This is a genomic window from Arthrobacter jiangjiafuii, from assembly GCF_018622995.1.
Taxonomy (GTDB): domain Bacteria; phylum Actinomycetota; class Actinomycetes; order Actinomycetales; family Micrococcaceae; genus Arthrobacter_B; species Arthrobacter_B jiangjiafuii.
Map to the genome: position 1 here is coordinate 3,335,303 of NZ_CP076022.1, position 23,682 is coordinate 3,358,984.

Annotated in this window: 18 protein-coding genes; 8 read left to right on the forward strand and 10 right to left on the reverse strand. The window is 67.0% G+C overall.

Features of this window, described 5'->3' with window-relative positions:
* Window positions 1-107: 107 nt before the first annotated feature.
* Complete coding sequence (locus tag KKR91_RS15650) at window positions 108-3,584, reverse strand: proline dehydrogenase family protein (protein ID WP_210227451.1); 3,477 nt, start codon at window positions 3,582-3,584, stop codon at window positions 108-110.
* A gap of 146 nt (window positions 3,585-3,730) precedes the next feature.
* Between KKR91_RS15650 and KKR91_RS15655 the strand changes: the two genes are divergently transcribed.
* Window positions 3,731-4,642 (forward strand): LysR family transcriptional regulator, encoded by a 912-nt coding sequence (locus tag KKR91_RS15655; RefSeq protein WP_210227449.1) that lies wholly within the window; start codon window positions 3,731-3,733, stop codon window positions 4,640-4,642.
* A 91-nt stretch (window positions 4,643-4,733) separates the two neighbouring features.
* Here KKR91_RS15655 and KKR91_RS15660 read toward each other — a convergent pair whose 3' ends face one another.
* The 6 genes from KKR91_RS15660 to KKR91_RS15685 form a co-directional block, all read right to left on the reverse strand.
* The gene (locus KKR91_RS15660) at window positions 4,734-5,705 is read right to left on the reverse strand and encodes a YsnF/AvaK domain-containing protein (protein ID WP_210227448.1); all 972 of its coding nucleotides are present in this window, start codon (window positions 5,703-5,705) and stop codon (window positions 4,734-4,736) included.
* Between the two features lie 248 nt (window positions 5,706-5,953).
* Window positions 5,954-7,642, reverse strand: coding sequence for a long-chain-fatty-acid--CoA ligase (locus KKR91_RS15665; protein WP_210227446.1), 1,689 nt, complete (start codon window positions 7,640-7,642; stop codon window positions 5,954-5,956).
* Window positions 7,643-7,737: 95 nt separating this feature from the next.
* Window positions 7,738-8,700, reverse strand: a complete 963-nt coding sequence (locus KKR91_RS15670; RefSeq protein WP_210227444.1) for an ATP-grasp domain-containing protein — start codon at window positions 8,698-8,700, stop codon at window positions 7,738-7,740.
* A gap of 120 nt (window positions 8,701-8,820) precedes the next feature.
* Window positions 8,821-10,422: an AbgT family transporter gene (locus KKR91_RS15675; protein ID WP_210227443.1), complete on the reverse strand. Its 1,602-nt coding sequence runs from the start codon at window positions 10,420-10,422 to the stop codon at window positions 8,821-8,823.
* 35 nt (window positions 10,423-10,457) lie between these two features.
* Window positions 10,458-11,822 (reverse strand): M20 family metallopeptidase, encoded by a 1,365-nt coding sequence (locus KKR91_RS15680; RefSeq protein WP_210227442.1) that lies wholly within the window; start codon window positions 11,820-11,822, stop codon window positions 10,458-10,460.
* Between the two features lie 75 nt (window positions 11,823-11,897).
* On the reverse strand, window positions 11,898-12,659 hold the full coding sequence (locus KKR91_RS15685) for an SDR family NAD(P)-dependent oxidoreductase (RefSeq protein ID WP_210227441.1): 762 nt from the start codon (window positions 12,657-12,659) through the stop codon (window positions 11,898-11,900).
* Window positions 12,660-12,824: 165 nt separating this feature from the next.
* Here KKR91_RS15685 and KKR91_RS15690 point away from each other — a divergent pair, with 165 nt between their 5' ends.
* The 3 genes from KKR91_RS15690 to KKR91_RS15700 all read left to right on the forward strand — a co-directional run bounded on the left by KKR91_RS15690 (window position 12,825) and on the right by KKR91_RS15700 (window position 15,687).
* Window positions 12,825-13,511 carry a phosphoribosyltransferase gene (locus KKR91_RS15690; protein WP_210227440.1) on the forward strand — a complete coding sequence of 229 codons (687 nt, stop codon included), beginning with the start codon at window positions 12,825-12,827 and terminating at the stop codon, window positions 13,509-13,511.
* 129 nt (window positions 13,512-13,640) lie between these two features.
* Window positions 13,641-14,198 carry an HdeD family acid-resistance protein gene (locus KKR91_RS15695; protein WP_210227439.1) on the forward strand — a complete coding sequence of 186 codons (558 nt, stop codon included), beginning with the start codon at window positions 13,641-13,643 and terminating at the stop codon, window positions 14,196-14,198.
* Between the two features lie 208 nt (window positions 14,199-14,406).
* Window positions 14,407-15,687: an ammonium transporter gene (locus KKR91_RS15700; RefSeq protein WP_210227437.1), complete on the forward strand. Its 1,281-nt coding sequence runs from the start codon at window positions 14,407-14,409 to the stop codon at window positions 15,685-15,687.
* Window positions 15,688-15,719: 32 nt separating this feature from the next.
* On the opposite strand, the gene KKR91_RS15705 is transcribed toward KKR91_RS15700, so the two are convergent.
* Window positions 15,720-17,525: a thiamine pyrophosphate-requiring protein gene (locus KKR91_RS15705; protein ID WP_210227435.1), complete on the reverse strand. Its 1,806-nt coding sequence runs from the start codon at window positions 17,523-17,525 to the stop codon at window positions 15,720-15,722.
* A gap of 66 nt (window positions 17,526-17,591) precedes the next feature.
* Between KKR91_RS15705 and KKR91_RS15710 the strand changes: the two genes are divergently transcribed.
* From KKR91_RS15710 to KKR91_RS15725, 4 genes are all read left to right on the forward strand, one after another.
* Window positions 17,592-18,149, forward strand: coding sequence for a dihydrofolate reductase family protein (locus tag KKR91_RS15710; protein WP_210227434.1), 558 nt, complete (start codon window positions 17,592-17,594; stop codon window positions 18,147-18,149).
* Window positions 18,150-18,238: 89 nt separating this feature from the next.
* A complete protein-coding gene (locus KKR91_RS15715; RefSeq protein WP_210227432.1) occupies window positions 18,239-19,054 on the forward strand; it encodes an alpha/beta fold hydrolase in 816 nt (271 codons plus the stop codon).
* A gap of 6 nt (window positions 19,055-19,060) precedes the next feature.
* Complete coding sequence (locus KKR91_RS15720; protein WP_210227430.1) at window positions 19,061-20,656, forward strand: ATP-binding protein; 1,596 nt, start codon at window positions 19,061-19,063, stop codon at window positions 20,654-20,656.
* Between the two features lie 58 nt (window positions 20,657-20,714).
* Window positions 20,715-21,263 carry a GtrA family protein gene (locus tag KKR91_RS15725; protein WP_210227429.1) on the forward strand — a complete coding sequence of 183 codons (549 nt, stop codon included), beginning with the start codon at window positions 20,715-20,717 and terminating at the stop codon, window positions 21,261-21,263.
* Window positions 21,264-21,288: 25 nt separating this feature from the next.
* Here the strand turns inward: KKR91_RS15725 and KKR91_RS15730 are convergent, their stop codons facing one another.
* Both KKR91_RS15730 and KKR91_RS15735 read right to left on the reverse strand, forming a co-directional pair.
* Window positions 21,289-22,686, reverse strand: coding sequence for an NAD-dependent succinate-semialdehyde dehydrogenase (locus KKR91_RS15730; protein ID WP_210227428.1), 1,398 nt, complete (start codon window positions 22,684-22,686; stop codon window positions 21,289-21,291).
* Window positions 22,687-22,741: 55 nt separating this feature from the next.
* Window positions 22,742-23,554 (reverse strand): trimeric intracellular cation channel family protein, encoded by an 813-nt coding sequence (locus KKR91_RS15735; RefSeq protein ID WP_210227427.1) that lies wholly within the window; start codon window positions 23,552-23,554, stop codon window positions 22,742-22,744.
* Window positions 23,555-23,682: the final 128 nt, after the last annotated feature.

Consider the following 23,682-nt stretch of genomic DNA (forward strand, 5'->3'; position numbering starts at 1 on the left):
CTCGTAAATGAGTTCCATGCGCCACACCTTAACAACAAAGGACGGCGCCGGGATAGACCCGGTGCCGTCCTTTGTTGTGTTTGTTGTCCGGTTCAGCTCCAGCCGAACTAGATCAGGGCATCGGAGAGGTGGTTCGGCGTACCGAAGCGGTGGGCGGTGATGCTGATTGCCTGCTCATGCAGGAACGGCAGCAGTTCAACGCGTCCGGCTTCGGTGACCGGGTTGGCGTAGACAGCCACGTCCGGACGTCCGCCGAGTGCTGCCGCCAGAGCCGAAGCGTCGCCGCCGATGAGCCGGATCCGGGAACCCTGGACGGCAGGATCGTAGCTGGAAGCGCCAGCCAGCCAGGCGGCGTCGTTCTCCTGCGCCACAACGATTCCCTGCTCGGTCAGCGCAGCCTTCAATGCCAGCGGCAACTCCACGCCGGACGAGATCCGCAGGGCCGAGCCGGCCAGCAGGCCCGCGGCGGCAACGCGCATCAGAGCGGACAGCGGCTGGTTTTCGGCCAGGCGGATGGTGACCGGCAGCGGCCGGTACCGGAAGACGTTGCGCTCGGCGCTCAGCGCCGAGACGTCCTTGGCCGTGCCGAATTCCTCAGCCCAGGCTGCCGCGTCGCTGCTCAGCGCGCGCTGCAGGAAGTCGGTGTCTGCTTCGAAGCTGCCGGCGGCAGCCGTGGCCAGCAGCTTGGCTGCACCCTGATGCGTCACGGGTGCTCCGGCGCCGGTGGAAACGGCAGGCTCCCACTCGCCCAGGCCCATCAGGTAGTTGGGGCCGCCGGCCTTGGTGCCGGCACCCACTGCCGATTTCTTCCAGCCACCGAAGGGCTGGCGCTGCACAATGGCGCCGGTGATCCCGCGGTTGATGTAGAGGTTGCCCGCTGAGACGTTTTCCAGCCAGACGTCCATTTCCTTCGGATCCAGGGAATGCAGGCCCGAGGTCAGGCCGTATTCGATCTGGTTCTGCAGCTCGATGGCTTCCTCGAGCGTGTCGGCGGTCATGACGCCGAGGATCGGGCCGAAGTACTCGGTGAGGTGGTATTCGGAACCGCGGCGGACACCGGTGCGTACGCCCGGGCTCCACAGCCGGCCGGACTCATCCAGCTGCTTCGGTTCAATCAGCCAGGACTCGCCCTCGCCCAGCACCGTGAGGCCGCGCAGCAGCTTGCCCTCGGCCGGTTCGATGATCGGACCCATCTGGGTGACGGCATCCACCGGGTAGCCCACCTTCAGGGACTGCACGGCGTCAACAAGCTGGTTGCGGAAACGCGGGGACTTGGCCACCGATCCCACGAGGATGACCAGGGACGCGGCGGAGCACTTCTGTCCGGCGTGGCCGAAGGCGGAGGCGACGACGTCGCGCGCGGCGAGGTCGAAATCTGCGCTGGGAGTAACGATGATGGCGTTCTTGCCGGAGGTTTCAGCCAGCAGCGGCAGGTCGGCGCGGAAGGAGCGGAACAGTTCAGCCGTCTCATAACCGCCGGTGAGGATGACGCGGTCCACGGAGGAATGGGCTACCAGCTGGCTGCCGAGTTCCTTCTCGCCCAGCTGCACCATCTGGAGCACGTCGCGGGGCACGCCGGCTTCCCAGAGTGCCTCCACCATGACGGCGCCGCTGCGTGCGGACTGGCGGGCGGGCTTGATGATGACGGCGGAACCGGCGGCCAGGGCGGCCAGCGTGGAGCCGGCGGGGATGGCCACCGGGAAGTTCCACGGCGGGGTCACGACGGTCAGCTTCGCCGGAACGAACCGGGCGCCGTCGATGGTCTCCAGGTCCTTGGCGCGCTCGGCGTAGTAATGCGCAAAGTCGATGGCCTCGGAAACCTCGGGGTCCGACTGGTCCAGCGTCTTGCCGGTCTCGGCCGCCATGACCTCCATGAGGTCGGCGCGGTGGTCCTCCAGGACGGTGCCTGCACGGTGCAGGATCTCCGCGCGTTCGGCTGCGGGAAGCGCAGCCCAGCCCTTCGCCGAGTCGACGCCCTTGGCGATGGCGGCGTTGAGCGCTGCTTCGGTCTCGATCTGTGCGGCAGCCACGGCGGCGGCACCCAGTTCGGAGTCCGCGACCCGGGTCAGGATGGCGCGGCCCCAGGCCTGGTTGGCCGGCAGTGACGGGTCGGTGTCCGGGGTGTTTTCGAAACCCTGATTGGCGGCGTCGGCGCCGGCGGTATCCGCCGGACGGGGACGGCTGCGGTCCTGGGTGCGGTTGGCGGCGGGGACCGCGTTGTCGAGGGCCTCGAGCGAGGTCAGGAAGCGGAGCTTCTCGCGCTCGAACAGGGCCTCGTTCTCGCTGAGCTCAAACACCGCTGACATGAAGTTCTCGGAGCTGGCGCCCTCTTCGAGGCGGCGGATCAGGTAGGCGATGGCGACGTCGAACTCCGCCGGATGCACCACCGGGGTGTACAGCAGCAGCGAACCGACGTCGCGCTTGACGACCTCGGCCTGGCCGGTGGCCATGCCCAGCAGCATTTCAAACTCGATTCCTTCGGTGACGCCGCGCTGCTTGGCGAGCAGCCAGGCGAAGGCGATGTCGAAGAGGTTGTGGCCGGCGACGCCGATCCGGACGTTGTCCACGTGCCCGGGCTGCAGCGCGTAGTTGATGACGCGCTTGTAGTTGGTGTCGGTTTCCGCCTTGGTGCCGCAGGTAGCCAGCGGCCAGCCGTGCAGCGAGGCTTCAACCTGTTCCATGGGCAGGTTGGCGCCCTTGACCACGCGGACCTTGATCGGGGCACCGCCGTCGGCGCGGCGGGCAGCGGCGAATTCCTGCAGCCGCATCATGGCGGACAGGGCGTCCGGCAGGTAGGCCTGCAGCACGATCCCGGCTTCCAGGTCCTTGAATTCGGGCTGGGAGAGGAGCTTGGTGAAGACCGCCATGGTCATCTCCAGGTCCTTGTATTCCTCCATGTCCAGGTTGATGAACTTCTTCTGCGCGGAGGACGCGGCGCGGCGGTAGAGCGGTGTCAGGCTTTCCACCACGTGCTCCACTGCCTCGTCAAAGGCCCAGTGCGAGTGCGGGGAGACGGTGGAGGAGACCTTGATGGAGACGTAGTCGACGTCGTCGCGCGCCAGCAGTTCATGGGTGCCCTCGAGGCGGCGGGCAGCTTCACGCTCGCCGAGGACTGCCTCGCCCAGGAGGTTCATGTTCAGCCGGACGTCGTCCTTTTTGATGCCGGCAATTGCCTTGCCCAGGCGGGCGTCGGTGGCATCCACGATCAGGTGGCCCACCATGCGGCGCAGCACCTTCCGGGCCACGGGAATGACAACCTGGGGAAGCACCGGCGCCATCACGCCGCCGAGCCGGACGGCGGAGCGCATGTACCAGGGCAGGAAGCCGGGGACGCCGGGGGCCAGGGTTGCCAGGTTGCGGCCGGCGACACGGAGGTCTTCGGGGCGGATGACGCCGTCGACAAACCCGACGGTGAAGTCCAGGCCGGCCGGATCCTTGAGCACGCCCGCCAGCTGGGCAGCCGACGCGTCAACGGGAACGTTCTTGGCTTCGGTCAGCCAGCGGCGCACAAGGGCCACTGCTTCATCGGCGAGGTCATGGGGGGCGGACGCACCCGCGGGTGTTTCCGTAACTGTGTTGCTCATGGCGGGCGGCTCTTTTCAACGTGCGGCTTATTGGTACTTCTCTAAGTATCCGCGCAAAGTTCCGTAAGGCAAAGGCAACTTTTCTTACTGGTATAGGTTAGTTTTGCTAATGAAAAGTATTGGGCAAACCACATCGGAGGAAGACCGTGCTCGACGTGCGCCGCATGACGCTTCTGCGGGAGGTAAAGGTGCGCGGCACCCTCGCTGCCGTGGCGGAGGCGCTGAGCCTCAGCCCCTCGGCTGTCTCGCAGCAGCTGGCCCTGCTGGAGAAGGACGTGGGAGTCGAACTCCTGCGCAAAAGCGGGCGACGGGTACAGCTCACCCCGCAGGCGGAAATCCTGGTGGCCCACACCTCCGACATCCTAGAGTCCCTGGAACGGGCCGAGGCAGACCTCGCGTCATCGCTGACGACGGTGACCGGAACAATCCGCATCGCCGTATTCCAGTCCGCGGCCCTGGCCCTGCTCCCGGGCGCACTGTCCATCCTGCGCCGGGAGCATCCGGAACTGCGTGTGGAGATGGTCCAGCGCGAACCTGAAACCGCACTCTATGAAACCTGGGCCCGGGACTTTGACCTGGTCATTGCCGAGCAGTATCCCGGGCACGCGGCGGTGCGGCACGCGGAGCTGGACCGCGTGCATCTGACGTCCGACGCCATCCGGCTCGCGGTACCGCATGCCGGACTGCCTCCGGTGCAGTCCCTCGCCGACACCGCGGAATTGCCCTGGGTGATGGAACCGCGCGGAGCAGCCTCCCGGCATTGGGCGGAGCAGGCCTGCCGGCGGGCCGGGTTTGAACCCGATGTCCGTTACGAGACGGCCGACCTGCAGGCGCAGATCCGGTTGATTGAATCCGGCAACGCCGTGGCCCTGATGCCGGACCTGGTCTGGACCGGACGCGAGCCCAGCGTGGCGCTGCTGGAGCTGCCCGGCAGGCCGCGCCGGAGCATCTTCACCTCGGTCCGCCGGGCGGGTCGCCGCCGGCCGGCCATCCTTGCGTGCCGTGAGGTGCTGGACCGGTCGGCCCGGCAGGTGGCCGGGCAGCAGCCGGCGGGCTAGAAGCCGGGCTGGGTACGCAGCAGTACAGGTGCACAGCAGTACAGCCCCGGCCGAAGCCGGGGCTGCACTTTTTGGTGCCCGATAGCCGGGATTACCTGCCGGAGCTGGAACCGCCGGAGCCCGAACCGCCCGAGCCCGAGCTGCCCGAGCCGGAACCACCCGATCCGGAACCACCCGAGGCATCCCTGCCCCGTGATGAATGGCCGCGCGTGGTGCCGTCCACATCGGTTTCGATGTGCTCCTTGCGGACTTCCTCGGTCACGTCTTCCGTGCCCGTGACGGTCTCGGTGTCCATCCGGACCCGCTCCACCGGAACGGTCTTCTTGTTGATCACCGGCTCCTCGGAGTGCAGCGTGACCTCGTGCTCTTCCTCGCTGAGCTCCGGGCCCGCCATGGCGGAGTCCACGTTGGCATCCGTGATGGGCTCGCGCTCCACCCGGATCTCTTCGTGGCTGACCGGAACCTGCGTGGTCACGGTCTCGGTGACCACGTACTTCCGCAGGCGGGCCTTGCCGCTTTGCCTGCTCTGCGTACCGATATCCAGTTGTTCTTCCGAACGGGTCATGGCGTCGTCGGTGGTGGGGCCGGAAGTGTCATGTCCCACGGTTCCGTGTGCGTTGCCGGAGCGGGTGAAGTCGCTGTCCTCCCCGATGCCGCTGCTCCGGTCGGTCATGGAGTCCGTCCGGCTGTCGGTCATGGTGCCGGTGCCGGAGCTCATGGAGGTGGTGTCGGCGGAGCCGTCGTCGTATGTGAAGCCGTAGTAGCGGTACAGCGTCACCTCTTCTTCAGGCGAGATGGAGCCGTCCGATTCCACCTGCGGTGAGTTCTTCACCTCGTCCTTGGAATAGGGCACCAGGACATCCACGCCTTCGACGGTCGCTTCGCTGAGCGGAACAAAGGACTCGTTGGTGCCGAAGAGTCCCGTATTGACGGTGACCCAGGCAGGTTCGTTGGTCTGGTCATCCAGATAGAACGTTCCAACGGAACCGATCTTGTCTCCATTGGGTCCCAGGACATTACCCGAACCGGCCATCAGGCCTTCGACTTGCTGGTTGCTGATCATGTTGGTCTCCTTGCTGCTGCGAACCTTCACCTGGTCGGTGTTATTCACTGAGGGCCGGAGTCAGCCCGGTACACCACAGGGCGAACGGCGAAGGAATCAGGAGCCGATCGGCCTTCGACGGGTACGCACGCCAAACTCCGGATGAGCCGTGTCAGGGCCCGATTTTCGGCCCGGCCTGGAATCCCAAGCCTGCTTACTATTCCAACCCAACAGCATGGGAGCGTCAATAGGTAGCGGGTGCCTGCGCCCTACGCGTCGTCGGCCAGCAGGTCCCGCACCTGGCGCCGCAGCACCTTGCCCAGCAGGGACTTGGGCAGTTCCTCAACGGCCACAATGCGGCGGGGCACCTTGTACGGCGTCAGCCGTTCGCGGCACCAGGCGCGCAGCCCGGCCTCGTCCAGGTCGGTGTTCGGCTGCAGCACGACGGCGGCCACCACCTGCTCGCCGCCGTCGGGCCGGGCAAGCCCCACCACGGCGACGTCGGCGATGTCCTGGTTGCTGCGCAGCACTTCCTCCACCTCGGAAGGCGAGACGTTGAAGCCGCCGGTGATGATCAGTTCCTTGCGGCGGTCCACCACCTTGACGAAGCCGTCGTCGTCCACGGTCACGATGTCGCCGGTGCGCAGCCAGCCGCCCTCGAGCAGCACTTCCTCGGTGTCCTCGGTGTTGTTCCAGTAGCCGGCAAAGACCTGGGGCCCGCGGATCAGCAGTTCGCCCGGCGTCCCGGCCGGCACGTCGTTTTCCGGATGCTCCGGGTCGGCCACGCGCATTTCGGTGCTCGGGAACGGCACGCCGATGGTGCCGTTGCGGCGCGTATCAGCGAACGGGTTGCCCAGCGCGACAGGTGAGGACTCCGTGAGTCCGTAGCCTTCGACCAGCAGCCCGCCGGAGACCTCTTCCCACAGCTTCACGGTGGTGGCCGGGAGCGTCATGGCCCCGGAAATCGCAAAGCGGATGGTGGACAGGTCGATGCCGCGCTCCTTGGACTCCAGCGCCACCTTCTCGTAGATCGGCGGCACGGCGCAGAAGACCGTGGGCTTGGACTTCTTCGCCGCCGACAGCACCAGGTCGACGTCGAACTTGGGGAAGAGCACCAGCCGCGACCCGGTCAGCATGGCGAAGGTCAGGTACAGGGTCAGGCCGAAGGCATGGAACATCGGCAGCACGCCGTAGATGACTTCCTTGCCCTCTTCGGCGCCGTGCATCCAGGCCTGGCCCTGGAGCGCGTTGGAGCGCAGGTTGAAGTGGGTGAGCATTACGCCCTTGGGAATGCCGGTGGTGCCTGAGGTGTACTGCAACGCTGCCAGGTCCTTCACGGAGGGGCGCGGATGAGCGCTGTCCAGCGGGGGTGCGCTCAGCAGCTTTTCCCAGGACATGGTGTTCTGCGTCTTGGTGGTGAGGCCGGCGCGGGTGCGGCGCAGCGAGGGCAGCGGCAGCCGCAGCGCCATCCGCTTGAGCCGCGGCATGGCCTTGGTGATGTCCACGGCAATGACGGTCTTGACCGCAATGTCGTCGGGGAAGTCCTGGATTTTCTCCGCGGCCTTGTCCCAGATGATGGCCACCTGCGCGCCGTGGTTTTCGAACTGGTGGCGCAGTTCCCGCTCGGTGTAGAGCGGGTTGTGGCCGACGACGACGGCGCCCAGGCGCAGCACGGCGTAGAACGCGATGAGGTACTGCGGGCAGTTCGGCAGCACGATGGCCACGCGGTGGCCCCGGCGTACGCCCAGCTTCCGCAGCCCTTCGGCGGCACGGTTGATCTGCTCGCCCAGCTCCGTGTACGTGGTTTCAGCCCCGAAGAATTCCAGCGCCACCTTGGGTCCGTAACGGGCGACGGCGTCCTCCACCATCGCGGTCAGGGACTCGGTGGGCAGCTCAATGGTTGCCGGAACGCCGGGCTGGTAGTTCTTGACCCACAGTGGTTCCTGGGCAGCAGTCATTACGGGAGCTCCTTCGGTTTCGATATTCCTGACTATATCGACGGGCCGCGCCGGAGGATAAATTTCTTGTCCGAAGCCACTGATGTGTTGGACAGTCAGGAACCCAGCCCTGCCAGATACCGGGCCAGCGCACGCGGGGCGGACCGGGGTGCTGCCGCTTCCACCACAGCGTTGTAGTTGGTGTTGGTGTTCACGTCGTAGGTGAGGATCCGGCCGTCGGCGGTCTCGATGAATTCGATGCCGCAGACCTCCAACCCGGTGCGCCGCGCAAAGTCGAGGTATTTTTCGATGATGGGGTGGTCAAAACCCTCCCGGAGGCTGAACAGCTGGGTGTCGGCATCCGGGGTTATGGTGGCCCCGGGCGGCATGATGGGCTTGCCGGTGGACGGGTCAATGGCGCAGGCGTCGGCCGGGCAGAGCTGGAACCCGCCCCGGGCGGTGTCCGCCTTGATGGCGTAGATGAACTCCCCGCCCACGATCTCCACCCGGGTGATGAAGGGTTCCGCGGCAACGATGTACTCCTGGATGAGGGTGATGCCGTCTGCCGGTTCCTCGAAGCCGGGGCCGGCCACGTAGTCGGCCAGCTCGCCGTGGGACTCGAACTTGCGCACGCCCAGGCCCTTGCCGCCCTGGTTGTGCTTGGTGATGAACGGCGCCGGGAATTCCTTGGCAGCAGCCAGGATCGAATCACGCCCGACGGCGGCAACGGTGCGCGGGGTGTCGATGCCGGCGGCCCGGAGCGCGGTGAGCTGGTCCACCTTGCTCATTTCCAGTTCCAGGATGCGCCGCCCGTTGACGGTGCGCCGGCCGTGGGCTTCGAGCCAGGACAGCACCGCCCGGGCATAGTCCTTGGACAGCCCGTGGTCGCGGGTGTGGGAGGAGGCGCTGATCCGGGACCAGAAGATGCCTTCGGGCGGCACCGCGTCCAGGTCCAGGACGCCGTCGGTGAGCAGCCACTCCTCCACTTCCAGGCCCTCGGCTTCGAAGGCGCGGGCAAAGGGCGGAAACCACTCGGGGTTCTCGTGCAGGGCGTAGATCTTGGGGCTGGTGGAACTCATCGGGAGTGCCTTTCCTCAGGTTGTTGTCACGATGCCGTCGTTGCTGAATGGCGCCGTTGTTGAATGCCGTCGTTGTTGAATGGTGCCGTTGTTGAATGCCGTTGTTGCCGGATGCAGCGTCTAGCCGCCGATGTATATTCCGTTGCCCGGCCCCATCGGCAGGTTCAGCACGTAGAACACGGTCAACACCCCTACCCAGGCGAGCCAGAAAAGCACGGTGAAGGGCAGCATCCTGGCGATGACGGTGCCCAGCCCGGCCTGCGGCTCATATTTGCGCAGCATGGTCAGCAGCACGATCATGTACGGGTTCAGCGGAGTGAGGATCTGGGTGGCGGAATCCCCCACCCGGAAGGCGCCCTGGATGAAGGCCGGTTCAAAGCCGAGCAGGGCAAACATGGGCACAAACACCGAAGCCATCAGCGTCCACATGGCCGAGCCGGAAATGATGAACAGGTTCAGCACGGAAGCCAGCGCGATGAAGCCGATGATCGCGGGATAGCCGGTCAACCCGATGGATTCCAGGCCGCCGGCCCCGGCCACGGCAATCCAGTTGCCGATCCCGGACCAGTTGAACAGGGCAATGAACTGGCCCAGGATGAACGCCAGCACCAGGAACCCGCTCATGTCCTTGATCGATGCACCCATCACGCGGGGGATGTCCTTGGCCGAAGCGATGGTGCCGGTGATCTTGCCGTAGACCAGGCCCGGCACGGTGAAGAGGACGAACACGATGAAGACGATCGAGTTCAGCAGCGGGGACTTGGGCAGGAAGCCGCCGTCTTCGTTGCGCCACGGGGAGTCCGGCAGCAGTGCGCCCGCAAGGATGGCCGCGGCGACGACGGCGCCGGCCGCCACCGCCCAGATCACGCCTTTGCGCTCGGTCCAGGTCAGTTCCGAGGACAGCGCGGGGACGGCGGCTGCGGAGCCGGTGTTTGTCCCCTCGGCCTCGGCATCGGCGGTTTCCTCAGTGGGCACACCCTGCCGGGTCAGCCTCGGTTCAAGGATCTTGTCGATGATGAATCCGGCCAGCAGGATCAGCACGAAGGAGGAGACGAAGTTGAAGAAGTAGTTGGACAGCGGGTTCACCGGGGCGCCGGGGTTGGGCAGGGACGCGGTGACCGCGGTCGTAATCCCGGAAAAGAGCGCATCGAGGCTGGTGACCAGCATGGAGGTGGAATAACCGGCGCCCGCGGCGGCGAAACCGCCCAGCAGCCCGGCCACGGGATGGCGTCCGGCGGCCTTGAAGACCAGCGCGGCCAGCGGCGGGATCACCACAAACGCGGCGTCGGACATGATCGACCCGGTCACGCCGACAAAGCCGACGGCGTATGGCAGCGCCCAGCGCGGCGCCGAGCCGAAAGCGCGGCGGATCAGGGCCGAGAGCAGCCCGGATTTCTCGGCCACGCCTACGGCCAGCAGGATCGGCAGCACGGTGGCCAGCGGCGGGAAGCCCAGGTAGTTCGCACCGAGGGTGGTGGTGAACCAGCTGAGCCCTTCCGCGGTGAAGAACCCCTTGATGACCGTTTCCTCGGCCGCGCCCGGGACCGTCACCACCACGTTGGCCCACGCCATGGCCGTGGACAGCACCGCCACGATCAGGAAGAGGAACAGGAAGAGCATGAACGGGTCCGGCAGCTTGTTGCCGATCCGTTCCACTGTGCCCAGCAGCCGGTCGGGAAGGCTGGAACGGCCGGAGCGGGTGGAAGCAGATTCAGTGGTCATGCCGGTCTCATTTCTGGGGCGGGACGGGGCAGGTGTCAGGCGAAGTAGGCGGGGACGTCCACGGGCCCGCCGGCATCCTTGAACTCCTGGGCCACGGCGGCGCGCAGTTCCGGATCGCTGAGATAGTCCAGGGCGGTCAGGGCCAGCCCGGCGGCGCCGTCGAGCGCCCCCGCATCGGCGGCCTCGGATCCTGCGGCCTCGGCGAACGCGCGGGTGTGGAGCGCAACATCGGCGGGAGCGATGCCGATCAGTGGATGGATGCCGGGGATCCGGTAGCTGACATTGCCGAAGTCGGTGGAGGCGGCGATGGTCTCGGAGACGACGCCGGCGGGCAGCGGAGCGCGGCCGCGGCGCTGTTGGGCCGCTACCCACCGGCCTGTAAGGGCGGAGTTGGTGCGCACCGGCAGCGAGGGCGGGTGTTCATCCCAGTCAATCTGCACGCCCGTGCCGGTCATCAGGGCCGCGCCGCGGGCGATGTCCTCCAGCCGGGCGCTGAGGTCTTTGAGGGTTTCGGGGTACTTGGACCGGGCGTAGAGCTTCAGCACTGCCTTTTCCGGAATGACGCTGGGGCGCTGCCCGCCCTCGGTGATGATCGCGTGCACCCGGTCCGACGGCGGCAGCTGCTGGCGGAGCAGCCCGATGGCGGTATAGGCCAGCGACGCGGCGTCCAGGGCGTTGCGTCCCATGAACGGCTGCGCGGAGGCATGCGCCGCCACTCCGCTGAACGTCACGGTCAGCAGCCGCCGGCCCAGCCAGACCTGCTCGGCCAGGTCCATGGCGTAAGGGTGGACCATAATGGCGGCGTCGACGCCGTCGAACGCCCCGTTGCGGGCCATCACCTCCTTGCCGGAGTGCCCCTCCTCCGCCGGAGTGCCGAGGAACAGCACCCGGCCCTCAAAGGCCGCCGGGTCTTCCTTCAGCGTCCGGGCCAGCGCAATGAAGGCGCCGACGCCGGTGGCCGCGATGACGTTGTGCCCGCAGGCGTGGCCCACCTCGGGCAGTGCATCGTATTCGGCCAGGATGGCGATTGTGGGTGCGGCGGCGCCGGTTTCGGTGCCGGCGCCGGTGCCGGTGCCGGTGCCGCCGATTTCGGCGCTGATCGCGGTGGGCAGGCCGTAGGCACCCAGCTGTGCTTCGATGCCGTGACGGTGCAGCAGCTGGACCAGGTAAGCGGCGCTGCGGTGTTCCTGGTAGGCGGTTTCCGGATCCTGGTGCAGGGTGTGGACCACCCCGGACAGGTCGGCGGCGAGCGCCTCCACCTGCGCCTCGACGGCGGCGGCAAGTTCACCGGGGGCACCGGCGAAGGGTGAGTCCGGTGTTTTGGCCGTGGCCATCCGGAGCCGGGTTTCGGCGTCGAGCCGGGTCAGGTAAGCCGTACTGGGGACTGTGAGGCGCGTCATGGGCCCCCACACTAGGGGCGGATGCGCCCCGGAGGCCAGTTGGATGACGCGGTGTTGTGCCGGCGGTGTTTGTGCCTAGCGGCCGCGGCCGGCGATCCGGGTGACCAGTGTCTGCGGGCCGCGCGCACCGAACCAGGCGAGCAGCTTGTAGCGCTTGCTGGGGATGGACACGCCCTTGCCGGCGAAGGCATCGGCAAGTCCCTCGCGCACCACGCGTTCGGCGTCGAGCCACATCCAGCCGGGATACAGGGACTTGTCCATGTCCATGCGCTGGTGGAATTCCGTGTGCACAAACCCCGGGCAGAGCGCGGTGACGTGGATCCCGCGGCCGCGGTAGGCGATGTTGGCCCACCGGCTGAAGGTGATCACCCAGGACTTGGCCGCGCTGTAGGTGCCGCGCGGAATGAACCCGGCCACGGAGGCGACATTGATGATGTGCCCGCCGGGGTTCTCCATCCGGGACAGCATGGTGTTCAGCGCCGTATGGCTTAGCTGCAGCGGTGCAGCCACCAGGACGTTCAGGTGATCCAGCTCCACGGACAGGTCATTGCGCTCAAAGCTGTTCTTCAGTCCGTAGCCGGCGTTATTCACCAGCATGGTGATGTCCGGTTTTTCCAGCCGCCTGCTCACCCGTTCCACGCCTTCGGGGTCCGCGAGGTCGGCGACGACGTATTCGGTCTGCACCGAATACTCGCGCGCCAGGGCGGCGGCGGAGTCGCGCAACCGGTCCTCATTGCGGGCAGTCAGCACCAGGTTGTAGCCACGGTTGGCCAGCTGACGGGCGAACTCGGCTCCAATGCCGGACGTTGCGCCGGTAATCAATGCTGTTGAAGTCATGGCTCCACCTTTCCATGCCACGGGCGCTATCTGCTGCCCGCTTTGGCAACGGCGCGCCCCGCGGCGCTCCGCCGCCTTGCCAGCGGACCTCAGCCGCCCCTACCGTGGCAGGAAAACCCGTGGCAGGAAAGCGCGCCCCCAATGAGCCCCTGCCGAGGAGGAGTCATGAGCGCATCGCGGCCGTACCGGGACAGGCAGGACGCCGGGCGGGCCCTCGGCGTCGAACTTGCGCCGTACTTCGGCGCACCGCGGCTGCTGGTCCTGGGACTCCCGCGCGGAGGCGTGCCGGTGGCCGCCGCGGTAGCCGGAGTGCTGCGGGCCCCGCTGGACATCGTGGCCGTGCGAAAGGTCGGGGTGCCGGCCCAGCCGGAGCTGGCCGCCGGCGCCATGGCCTGGCTCGCCGGCAATGTCACCACGGTCCGGAATGAAACCGTGCTGGCGGACTGGCAGCGGGCCATGGGGTCATTCCAGCCGCAGGACGCCGGCGCAGCGGACCGCGCCTTTGACGAGGCCGCCGCCATCTCGCTGCTTGAGCTGATCCGGCGCGACAAGCTCTACCGGATGCGCCGGCCGCCGCTGGATGTCAGCGGCAGGACGGTGATTGTGGTGGATGACGGGCTCGCCACCGGCAGCACCATGCGGGCCGCGTTGCTGGCGCTGCGCGCGCAGGAGCCGGCCCGGCTGGTAGCGGCGGCTCCGGTCAGCTGCGGCAACGCCGCGGACGCAGCGGCAGTGGCCGACGACGTCGTCATCCCCTGGAACGGAGCCGGCCTGTCCGCCGTGGGACAGGCCTACGCGGTTTTCGGCCAGACCACGGACGATGAGGTCCGGAAGATCCTGGGCACACCGTGACCGGTTCCGGCGCCACACCCTAGAGATTCGGCGCCCTGGCACCGGATAATTCCTATACGGGGGAACCATCATCCGATGCTGTGGGAGGTTCCAATGTCCATGTCAGGAAGCGAATTTGGACTCGGCGGGATGAGTCTGGACATAGCCGGACTCACCCGCACAGCAGTCCGCACTATCCGCGGAGGCCTGGCACTGACCGGGGTCCTCTCCATTGTCCTGGGGGCCCTCGTGCTGTTCTGGCCCGAGGCCACCCTCGAGGTGATCGCGTTCCTGTTCGGGCTGTTCTTCCTTGTAGCCGGGGCCGTCCGTGTCATCACCGGACTCGTGACACCGTTGTTGGGCGGACTGCGGGTGCTGAACATCCTCACCGGCGTACTGCTCTTCATCTTTGGCGTGGTGGCGATGCGCAACCCGCTGGCCTCGCTCGCCGTGCTCGCACTGGCGATCGGAGTGGCGTGGATCGTCGAGGGCATCATGGCGCTGGCTGAAACCGAAAGCGGCGGCTCCCGCTGGTATGCGATCGCCTACGGTGTCATCAGCATTATTGCCGGCATTGTGGTGCTGTTCCTGCCGGTGGGCTCGCTGACGACCCTGGTCATCTTCGGCGGCATCTTCCTGGTGGTGCTGGGGATCGTGGAAGTGGTGCGCGCCTTCACCTTCGGCCGGGGCCTGCCGCGGGCTGCGTAGGGCGCATCCGGGCATCGGGGACGGGCATCCGGGACGGGCTTCCAAGCAGGGCATCGAGGCAACGTCCAGCAGGCTCCCAGCAGCTGTTAACACAGCGATAATCCTGCGGGAAACGTGGTTGTAATACAGCGCCGCGACTCTGGAAGGGCAGGTTTCCTCCCGCCGTTCCGGCCTGCACGGCCGGCCACATCCCGAATGGAGTACCTCCATGGACTCTGGAAACACCGCCTGGCTGCTTGCCAGTTCCGCTTTGGTTTGCCTGATGATTCCCGGTATCGCCTTCTTCTACGGAGGAATGGTGGGGTCTCGCCGGATCCTGAACATGATGTTGATGTGCTTTGGGGGCGCCAGCCTGGTTGCCGTGCTGTGGGTGCTTTACGGCTACTCGGCGTCCTTCGGCAACTCCCTCACCGGGGCCGGGCTCCTCGGAGACCCGCTGGAGTTCCTCGGCCTCTCCGACCTGCTGGTCGAGGACGAGGCCAGTGCGCTGCCGCTGGCACTGTTCGCCGCGTTCCAGCTGATGTTCGCCTGCGTCACCACTGCGCTGGTGGCCGGGGCCGCGGCCGGGCGCATGAAGTTCGGCGCGTGGATGCTGTTCGCGGGTCTGTGGGCCACGCTGGTCTACTTCCCGGTGGCCCACTGGGTGTTCGCGTTCAGCAGCGAGGACGGCTCGGTGACCGGAGGCTGGATCGCCAACCAGCTCGGTGCCATCGACTTCGCCGGCGGCACCGCCGTCCACCTCAACGCCGGGGTCGCGGCATTGGCCCTGGCCCTGGTCCTGGGCCGCAGCAAGGGCTGGCCGCACTCCCACGGCAAGCCGCACAGCCGTCCGCTGGTGCTGCTCGGCGCCGGGTTGCTCTGGGTCGGGTGGTACGGCTTCAACGCCGGTTCGGCGCTGAGCGCCGGGCACACCGCCGCCGTCGTCTTCCTGAACACTGCCGTGGCCGCAGCCGCCGGGCTGCTCGGCTGGATGCTGATGGACCGGCTGCGGCTGGGCACCTCTTCCTCGCTGGGTGCAGCCTCAGGGCTGATCTCCGCGCTGGTGGCCATCACTCCCGCGTGTGGCGCGGTGAGCCCGCTTGGCGCCCTGGCGATCGGCCTGCTGGCCGGGCTGGTGTGCTCGCTGGCCATCGAATGGAAGTACCGGCTCGGGTATGACGATTCGCTCGACGTCGTCGGCGTCCACGCCGTCGGAGGCCTGCTGGGCACCCTGCTGATCGGCCTGTTCGCCACCGAGGCTGCACCGAACGGTGTCAGCGGACTGTTTTACGGCGGCGGTTTCGAGCTGCTGGGAATCCAGGCGCTCGCAGCGGGGGCAGTGCTTGTCTACTCCTTCGTGGTCACGTGGGTGATCGCCAAGGTCCTGGCGCTGACCATCGGCCTGCGGATCCCCGAGGAAAGCGAACTGCAGGGCATCGATCTGGCAGCCCACGCCGAATCTGCGTACCTGAACGACGAGGATCCGGTGGAGCTGGGCGCCCGCCCGTAGCGGATCTCCCGGCTCCACCGGACAGAAGTCCGTCAGTCCTCCGCCAGTGCCTGCTCCTGGCGGAGGTAGACGGAGAGCAGGTCCCGGGCGTGCTGCGTCTGCGGGCCTTCCTTTTCCATCGCTTCCATCATGGATTCCGCCTGTGCCCTGCCGCCGGGGAACGGCGGCAGCAGCGGAACATCCGGGTCCGTGAGGACCTCGATGATGCACGGCCGGTTCGCGGCGAGCGCCCGGTCCCAGGCCTGCCCCAGCAGTTCCGGGTCCTCCACCCTGATGCCCTCGAAGCCCAACAGCTCCGCGTAGCCGGCATAGTTGAAGTCCGGCAGCGCCTGGCTGGATTCAAACCGGGGCTCGGTTTCCATCTCCCGCTGTTCCCAGGTGACCTCGGCCAGTTCGCGGTTGTTCAGCACGCAGACAATAAACCGCGGGTCCTTCCACTGCTGCCAGAGCCGGCTGACGGTAATCAGTTCAGTGATGCCGGCCATCTGCATGGCCCCGTCACCGGCCAGCGCGACCAGCGGCCGGTCCGGGGCGGCGAGCTTCGCGGCTATCCCGTACGGCACGGCGCAGCCCATGCTGGCCAGCGTGCTGGACAGGTGGGCCGGAACTCCGGGCGGCAGACGCAGCTGGCGGGCGTACCAGTAGACGGAACTGCCGACGTCGACCGCCACCTGCGCGTTGGCCGGCAGGCGGCGGCTCAGCTCGTGGACAACGCGTTCCGGGTTGACCGGATCCGCCGGGGTGAAGGCCCGCTCCAGGGACAACTCGTGCCAGGAGCGCACGGCCTGTTCGACGTCGTCGCGCCAGGGGGTGCGGCCGCGGTCCTTCAGCAGCGGCAGCAGCGCGTCCAGGCTGGCGGCTGCCTCTCCGGTCACGGCGGTTTCCACCGGATACCGGTTGCCGATGGCGGCGGAATCAATATCGATCTGCACCGCCCGGGCGGCGCCGGGCGGCGGATAGAACTCGGTCCAGGGATCGTTGGAGCCGATGATCAGCAGCGTGTCGCAGTTGGCCAGCGCGAATCCGCTGGCGGAGGTGCCCAGGTGGCCCATCACGCCGGCGGCCAGCGGCAGCGATTCATCGACGTAGGGCTTGCCGAGCAGGCTGGTGGTAATGGCGGCGCCCAGTTTTTCGGCGACTGCCACCACCTGCTCCTGCGCGTGCCGGGCGCCCTGCCCCACCAGCAGCGCCACCTTCTGCCCGTTGTTGAGCAGGTCGGCGGCAGCCTGGATGTCCTGGTGCCGGGGCTGGATCTGCGCCGGCACCCAGACCGGAGCCGTGCTGAGCACGCCGTGTTCCTGGTCCAGCTCCGGGGCCGGAGCCTGCTGGACGTCATGCGGCAGGATCACCACGGACGGCGTGCGGGTGGCCAGCGCTTCCTTGAAGGCCCGGTCAATGACCAGCGGCGCCTGCTCCGGGCTGGAGACCTGCTGGCGGAAGCCGGAGGCCACGTCACGGAAGAGGTGCATCAGGTCCACCTCCTGCATATAGGCCGAACCCAGGACGCTCAGGCTTTGCTGCCCGACGATGGCCACCACCGGCACGGAATCCATCCGGGCGTCGTAGAGGCCGTTGAGCAGGTGGATGGCACCGGGCCCCTGAGTGGAAACCACCACCCCCACTTCCCCGGTGTACTTCGCGTGGCCCACGGCCATGAACGCCGCGTTTTCCTCGTGCCGCGCCTGGATGAACTCCGGCCCGCTGGCCCGGCGCAGGGCGCCCATCAGGGGGTTGATGCCGTCCCCGCTGTAGCCGAAGATCCGGCCCACGCCCCAGGCCTTCAGCCGCCGGACCATCAGGTCCGCAACCAGCTCCGGCTCTTCCTGTGCTCCACCCATTACTGCCTCCCGGTGATGATCAGCGTGCTTGCTTTTTCCACCCTACTTCCCGCTATGCTCGGCAGCATGGGCAAGGTTATTTACTACGTCGCATCATCCATGGATGGTTATATCGCCACGGAGGACGACAATCTGGACTGGTTGCTGAGCTTCGGCTTCGAGGCCTTCCAGGCCCACTTCGACCAGTTCATGGCTTCCGTTGGCTCACTGGTGATGGGCTCGGCCACCTATGAGTGGGTGCGCGTCAACGAGCCCGGCACCTGGGCGTACGGCACGCTCCCCTGCCAGGTCCTGACCAGCCGCAGCCTGCAGGCACCGGAAGGCACCGGCGTGCGCTTCACCTCCGGGGACATCGGGTCGATCTGCGCGGCGGCGGTCTCCGATGCAGGGGACGCCGACGTCTGGGTGATAGGTGGCGGCAAGGTGGCGGCACAGTTCGCCGACGCGGGGTTGCTGGACGAAATCCGGGTCACGTATATGCCCGTCGCCCTGGGCCGCGGACGCCCCTTGCTGCCGGTGACAGCGCCCACCGCGCCCATGCGGCTGACCGGCACGACGTCGTTCAACGGCGGGGCGGCCGAGCTCCGGTATTCGCTGGAATTGCGTCCCCCGCAGCACCTGTAGAGTGTGAGTTTGTGCACACCGGAGCGTGTTTTGAACGTTGCGCCGGCACACGCTCCACGCAGTCTCTTCGAAAGTTACAGGTCAGTCTCATGGGGACAGATATCCGCACCCGCAACAACGTTCGGGTCCTGGGCAACCCGGACGGCCCGGTCATCATGTTCGCGCATGGCTTCGGCTGCGACCAGGGCATGTTCCACCGTGTCCTGCCCCGATTCATCGCTGATTACCGGGTGGTCCTGTTCGACCACGTGGGTGCGGGCAACTCCGACCCGGAGGCCTACGCCTCGGCCAAGTACTCCTCACTGGCCGGCTACACCTCCGATGTCCAGGAGATCATGGCGGAACTCGACCTGCAGGAGGTCACCTTTGTGGGCCACAGCGTCGGCGGCATGATGGGTGTGGCTGCAGCAGCGGCAGATCCGTCCCGCTTCAAGGCCCTGGTCTTCCTCGCCTCCTCGCCCAGCTACATGGATTACCCGGAAGACGGGTACGTGGGCGGCACGTCCCAGTCAGACATCCACGAACTGCTGGCGTCGCTGGACAACAACTACATGGTCTGGGCCGCAGCCATGGCCCCGGTCATCATGGGCAACCCCGATTCCCCCGAGCTCCATGCCGAACTCGAGGGCGGCATCTGCCGGATCAATCCAACGGTTGCACGCGAATTTGCCCGGGTTGCCTTCCTCACCGATATCCGCCACCTGCTCACCGATGTCACTGTGCCGGCCCTGGTCATGCAGTGCAGCAACGACATGCTGGCGCCCGTGGAGGTCGGTGAGTACACGCAGGAACACCTGCCCAATGCAACGCTGACTGTCCTGGAGGCCACCGGCCACCTGCCGCATGTCAGCGCTCCCGCAGAAACGGCAGACACGATCATCGGCTACCTGAGCCGGGCAGCGTAACACCCGATGGGCGAGCTCACCCTGGACTATGCCGCCCTTTTCCACGACGCCCCGGCCGGCTACCTGATCACCACGACCGGTGGCACCATCGTGGAGGTCAACCGCACCCTGCTGGCCTGGCTGGGGAGAACGCATGCCGAACTTGTGGGCACCAGCTTCCTGAAGCTGCTGCCGATCGGCGACCGCATCCTGTACGCCACCCACGCCTCGCCCCAGATGGGAACCGCCGGCGCGTTCGCCGAGCTCGCCGTTGACCTGACAAAGGCCGACGGGGACCGGATGCCGTGCCTGTTGTCGGCCAGCCGGATTCCGGCCGACGGCGCGCAGCCGGCGCTGGACCGCGTCATAGTCTTCAACGCCCACGAGCGGCGGCTCTATGAGCAGGAACTGGTCTCCACCCTGCGCAAGGCGGAGGAGGCTGAAACGGCGCGGGCCAGCGCTGAGGCGTCAGTCGCCGCCCAGCAGGAGGCGCTGCGGCAAAAGGACCTCGTGCTGCAGGCCAGCCTCGCCGAAAGCCGGCGCAAGGAATCGCTGCTGGAGACCATCCTGAACACGGTGGAGGTTGGCGTGGTGGTGGTCGACGAGGTGGGCAACAACGTGCTGACCAACAGCCGGCAGGAGTTCAACCGCCTGCATGCCCTTCCGCCGGGTGTCCGTGACGCTGTGGAGTGCGAACTGCTGATTTTCGGCACCGACCGCGTGACACCCCTGCCCGCGGACCTGCGGCCGATCCGGCGGGCGGTGTTGGGTGAGTCCTTCTCGGATCAGTTGGTGTGGTTCGGGGCAGGCGATCACCAGCGCGCGCTGAGTGTCTCGGCGCGGTCCGTGCGCGGCGAGGGTGCTTTCCGCGGATCGGTGATCGCCTTCAGCGACGTCACCGGCCTGGTGGAGGCGATCCGGGTCAAAGAGGATTTTGTGGCCAACGTGTCCCATGAGCTGCGGACGCCGCTTACCTCGATCATGGGCTACCTGGACCTAGTGCTCGAAGACGCGGAGGACCTGCCCGGCCACGTCACAACCTCCCTGAAGGTGGCCCTGCGCAACTCCGAGAAGCTGCTGGCGCTGGTCTCGGACCTGCTCACCGCAGCTACCGGCGGCAACACCGTCTCGCTGCAGCCGGCTGACCTGACCGAGCTGATCCAGGCGGCAATCACCTCCGCGACGCCGCGTGCGCAGATCAACGGAGTGGATTTTGTTGCCGACCTCCCTGCCGATCTGCCGGATACCGTGGATCCGGACCGCATCGGCCAGGTGCTGGATAACCTGCTCTCGAATGCGGTCAAGTACTCGCCCGACGGCGGGCAGGTGACGGTAAGTGCCCGGCGCACCCGGACGCATACCGTGATCACGGTGGCGGACACCGGTATCGGCATGACCGCAGCTGAGCAGACCGAGGTGTTCACCAAGTTCTTCCGGTCCGCTACCGCCCGCAAAGCCGCGATTCCCGGCGTCGGCCTGGGCCTGGTCATCAGCCGCAAAATCGTTGAGGAACACCACGGCACCATCACCCTGACCAGCGAGCCGGGCAAGGGAACTGTCTTTACCGTCACACTCCCGCTTGCCCGCCACGAAGCGGATTTTGTGGCCCCGAACCTGTTGTGAAAATATCCAAGGGTTGATCCCGGCCTGCCGCCGGGCCGAATGATCAGGGGAGCAGCCGATGGCCGACAACGGAATCTCTCCGGCGCGGAAAGTCCTGCGCCGGCTGGGGTCGTTTTCGCTTGTCGGCACCGTGGCATTCATTGTGGATGTGGCACTCTTCAACGTACTGGCCTCCACGTTCCTGGATGACAGCCCGATCACGGCGAAGATCGCCTCCGTTACCGCCGCGACCACTGTCTCCTGGCTTGGCAGCCGCTACCTGACCTTCCGCAAGACCCGCGGCCGGAGCATCCGCAGCGAAACGCTGCTGTTCGCCCTGACCAACTTGGTGGGCCTGCTGATCGCCACCGGCTGCCTCTATATCTCCCACTATCTGCTGGGATTCGACAGCCAGTTCGCCGACAACGTCTCCGGCAACGTCGTGGGTGTGCTCGCCGGAAACATCTTCCGCTATTTCGCCTACCGCTACATCGTGTTCACCACCGAAGAGGAACGGGCGGCCCGGGCCGCATCAAAGGAAAACGGCCCGGGCACGGCCAGTGCCGCCGGGGACGGTGCGCCCGGGGAGAGCCCGTCTGCGGAGAGTGCACTGAAGGAAAACGCGTAGCCCTCCCCGCTGCCAGGCCGGCTGCCTACCGGGCGGTGGGGGCGGTGCGCTGCACCGGAGTGCGGATGAGCTTCTTGTTGACGAACTCGTCCATCCCGTAGCGGCCCAGTTCGCGGCCCACGCCGGAGCGCTTGACACCACCGAAGGGCAGGTCCTCCTGCGTGCCGGACACTCCGTTGATCCAGACCATGCCCGATTCCAGCCGGTCTGCCACGTCCAGGGCCTTGTCTGCATCGGCACTGAAGACGGCGCCGCCCAGGCCGTAGGGCGAGGAGTTGGCCAGCTCCACCGCTTCGTCGGCGCCGGCAACCTTGTAGATCACCGCGGCCGGGCCAAACAGCTCCTCGGAGAAGGCACGCATGTCCGGGGTGACACCGGTGAGCACTGTCGGCTGCACATAGGCGCCCGGTCCGTCGATCAGGCTGCCGCCGGTATGCAGGGTTGCGCCCTTGTCCACGGCGTCGCGGATCTGATCGACCAGGGAGTCGGCGGCTGACTGCGAGGAAAGCGGGCCGAAGCGGGTTCCCTCGTCCAGCGGGTTTCCGGGCTGGATCTTCGCCATCTTCGCGGTGAACTTCTCCACGAACTCCTCATAGATCTCTTCGACGATGATGAAGCGCTTGGCAGCGTTGCAGGCCTGGCCGGCGTTGCCCATCCGGCCGGCAACAGCCAACTTGACCGTGGCGTCCAGATCCTGCGAATCCAGCACGATGAACGGATCGCTGCCGCCCAGTTCCAGCACGTACTTCTTCAGGTTCCGGCCGGCCACCTCGGCCACGGCGGAGCCGGCACGCTCGGAACCGGTCAGCGAGACGCCCTGGATCCGGGGATCGGCGATGATGGCAGCGGCCTGGTCGTTGGTGGCGAAGAGGTTGATGTACGCGTCCTGCGGCAGTCCGGCGTCGCGGAAAAGCTGCTCCATGGCCAGGGCGGACTGCGGGCAGTTGTTGGCGTGCTTGAGCAGCACGGTGTTGCCCAGCATCAGATTGGGACCGGCGAAGCGGGCCACCTGGTAGTACGGGTAGTTCCACGGCATAATGCCCAGGATGGCGCCGACCGGCGCGGTCCGCACCGTGGCTCCGCCGCCGCCTTTGACGGTGAGTTCCTCATCGGCCATGAAGCCGGGGCCCTCGGCGGCGTAGTAGTCGTAGATGTTTGCGGACAGTGCGACCTCGGACCTGGCTTCACGCAGAGGTTTGCCCATTTCCGTGGAGATGAGGGCCGCCAACTCGTCGCTGCGTTCGCGGTACAGCTCGGCTACCCGGGCCATGATCTTGCTCCGGGCCGCTACCGGTTCGGCGCGCCAGGCGGCAAACGCCCCGTGGGCAGCGGTGATCGCTTCGTTGATTTCGGCGTCGGTGGCTTCGGCGAATTCCTTCAGTGTTTCCCCGGTAGCGGGGTTCACGGTCTTGTAAGCAGTCATGGGTGCCACGCTACCGGCGCGTGTGTTCCAGCCAACAAACGGTTTCGCTGCCGGCTCAACGGTTCCCGGCGCGGGCGTCGTCGTCAGGCTCGGGACGCTCCCGGCGCCAGGTCCGCAGCCCCGCCACCTTGCCGAAACGGGGCCGGGGCCAGCCCTGCTGCTCCTTTTTTGCCCCGCTGCGTCGTCCGGCGGATCCGTTCGCTCCGGGACCGGCCGGCCGCGGACGCCGGCCCAGCCGGACACTCCATTCCCCCGGAGCGGGCAGCTTCCAACCGCGGCGGCGGGCGACGGTGCAGACGACGGCGGCAGTCACGATGGCGACCCCCATCCCCACGTTCGGCAGGCCCACGCGGTGCAGGACTGCCATTTCGACGGCGGCAATCAGCGCACCGGTGGCGTACAGCGTGTTGCCGCCGAAGATGGCCGGCACCCGGCCCACCACAACGTCGCGGATCATGCCGCCACCCACCGCGGTGGCCACGCCGATCAGGATAGCCGGCAGCCAGTCCAGACCCACGGTCAGGGCCTTCGATGTTCCGGTGGCGGCCCAGCAGCCCAGGGCAAGGGCATCGATGACGATCAGGAACCGGTTGGCCCATTTGCCCTTGAGCTCGATCAGGTAGGCAACGAACGCGCCGGCGATCGCTGCCAGCAGGTAGGCGGGGTTGGTCAGCGCCACCGGTGTTCCGGCCTGCAGCAGAGTGTCACGCAGGACACCGCCCCCCAGGGCGGAGGTCAGCGCCAGGACCAGGAAGCCGACGGGATCCATCCGAAGCTGCCGGGCCACGGCACCGCCGATGACCCCGTTGGCCAGGACGCCGGCCAGATCAACGACGTTGAAGACAGCTTCTGGATCAAACGTCGCCATGCCACTCCTGATCCTTGATGTTCTGCCGTGATTCCGGCGTCCATTCTAGCCCGGCAGGCCTGCGGTCTGGGGGGTCGTGCCGGGAGACGCAGGCCGGGACCCGCTTTCCGGCTGCTCCGCTGCCAGCC

What these genes read in the sequence shown, in the direction of transcription:
- KKR91_RS15650 (WP_210227451.1), bottom strand. Translation starts at nt 3,584, where the DNA reads ATGAGCAACACAGTTACGGAAACACCCGCGGGTGCGTCCGCCCCCCAT.
- KKR91_RS15660 (WP_210227448.1), bottom strand. Translation starts at nt 5,705, where the DNA reads ATGATCAGCAACCAGCAAGTCGAAGGCCTGATGGCCGGTTCGGGTAAT.
- KKR91_RS15665 (WP_210227446.1), bottom strand. Translation starts at nt 7,642, where the DNA reads ATGACTGCTGCCCAGGAACCACTGTGGGTCAAGAACTACCAGCCCGGC.
- KKR91_RS15670 (WP_210227444.1), bottom strand. Translation starts at nt 8,700, where the DNA reads ATGAGTTCCACCAGCCCCAAGATCTACGCCCTGCACGAGAACCCCGAG.
- KKR91_RS15675 (WP_210227443.1), bottom strand. Translation starts at nt 10,422, where the DNA reads ATGACCACTGAATCTGCTTCCACCCGCTCCGGCCGTTCCAGCCTTCCC.
- KKR91_RS15680 (WP_210227442.1), bottom strand. Translation starts at nt 11,822, where the DNA reads ATGACGCGCCTCACAGTCCCCAGTACGGCTTACCTGACCCGGCTCGAC.
- KKR91_RS15685 (WP_210227441.1), bottom strand. Translation starts at nt 12,659, where the DNA reads ATGACTTCAACAGCATTGATTACCGGCGCAACGTCCGGCATTGGAGCC.
- KKR91_RS15690 (WP_210227440.1), top strand. Translation starts at nt 12,825, where the DNA reads ATGAGCGCATCGCGGCCGTACCGGGACAGGCAGGACGCCGGGCGGGCC.
- KKR91_RS15695 (WP_210227439.1), top strand. Translation starts at nt 13,641, where the DNA reads ATGAGTCTGGACATAGCCGGACTCACCCGCACAGCAGTCCGCACTATC.
- KKR91_RS15700 (WP_210227437.1), top strand. Translation starts at nt 14,407, where the DNA reads ATGGACTCTGGAAACACCGCCTGGCTGCTTGCCAGTTCCGCTTTGGTT.
- KKR91_RS15705 (WP_210227435.1), bottom strand. Translation starts at nt 17,525, where the DNA reads ATGGGTGGAGCACAGGAAGAGCCGGAGCTGGTTGCGGACCTGATGGTC.
- KKR91_RS15710 (WP_210227434.1), top strand. Translation starts at nt 17,592, where the DNA reads ATGGGCAAGGTTATTTACTACGTCGCATCATCCATGGATGGTTATATC.
- KKR91_RS15715 (WP_210227432.1), top strand. Translation starts at nt 18,239, where the DNA reads ATGGGGACAGATATCCGCACCCGCAACAACGTTCGGGTCCTGGGCAAC.
- KKR91_RS15720 (WP_210227430.1), top strand. Translation starts at nt 19,061, where the DNA reads ATGGGCGAGCTCACCCTGGACTATGCCGCCCTTTTCCACGACGCCCCG.
- KKR91_RS15725 (WP_210227429.1), top strand. Translation starts at nt 20,715, where the DNA reads ATGGCCGACAACGGAATCTCTCCGGCGCGGAAAGTCCTGCGCCGGCTG.
- KKR91_RS15730 (WP_210227428.1), bottom strand. Translation starts at nt 22,686, where the DNA reads ATGACTGCTTACAAGACCGTGAACCCCGCTACCGGGGAAACACTGAAG.
- KKR91_RS15735 (WP_210227427.1), bottom strand. Translation starts at nt 23,554, where the DNA reads ATGGCGACGTTTGATCCAGAAGCTGTCTTCAACGTCGTTGATCTGGCC.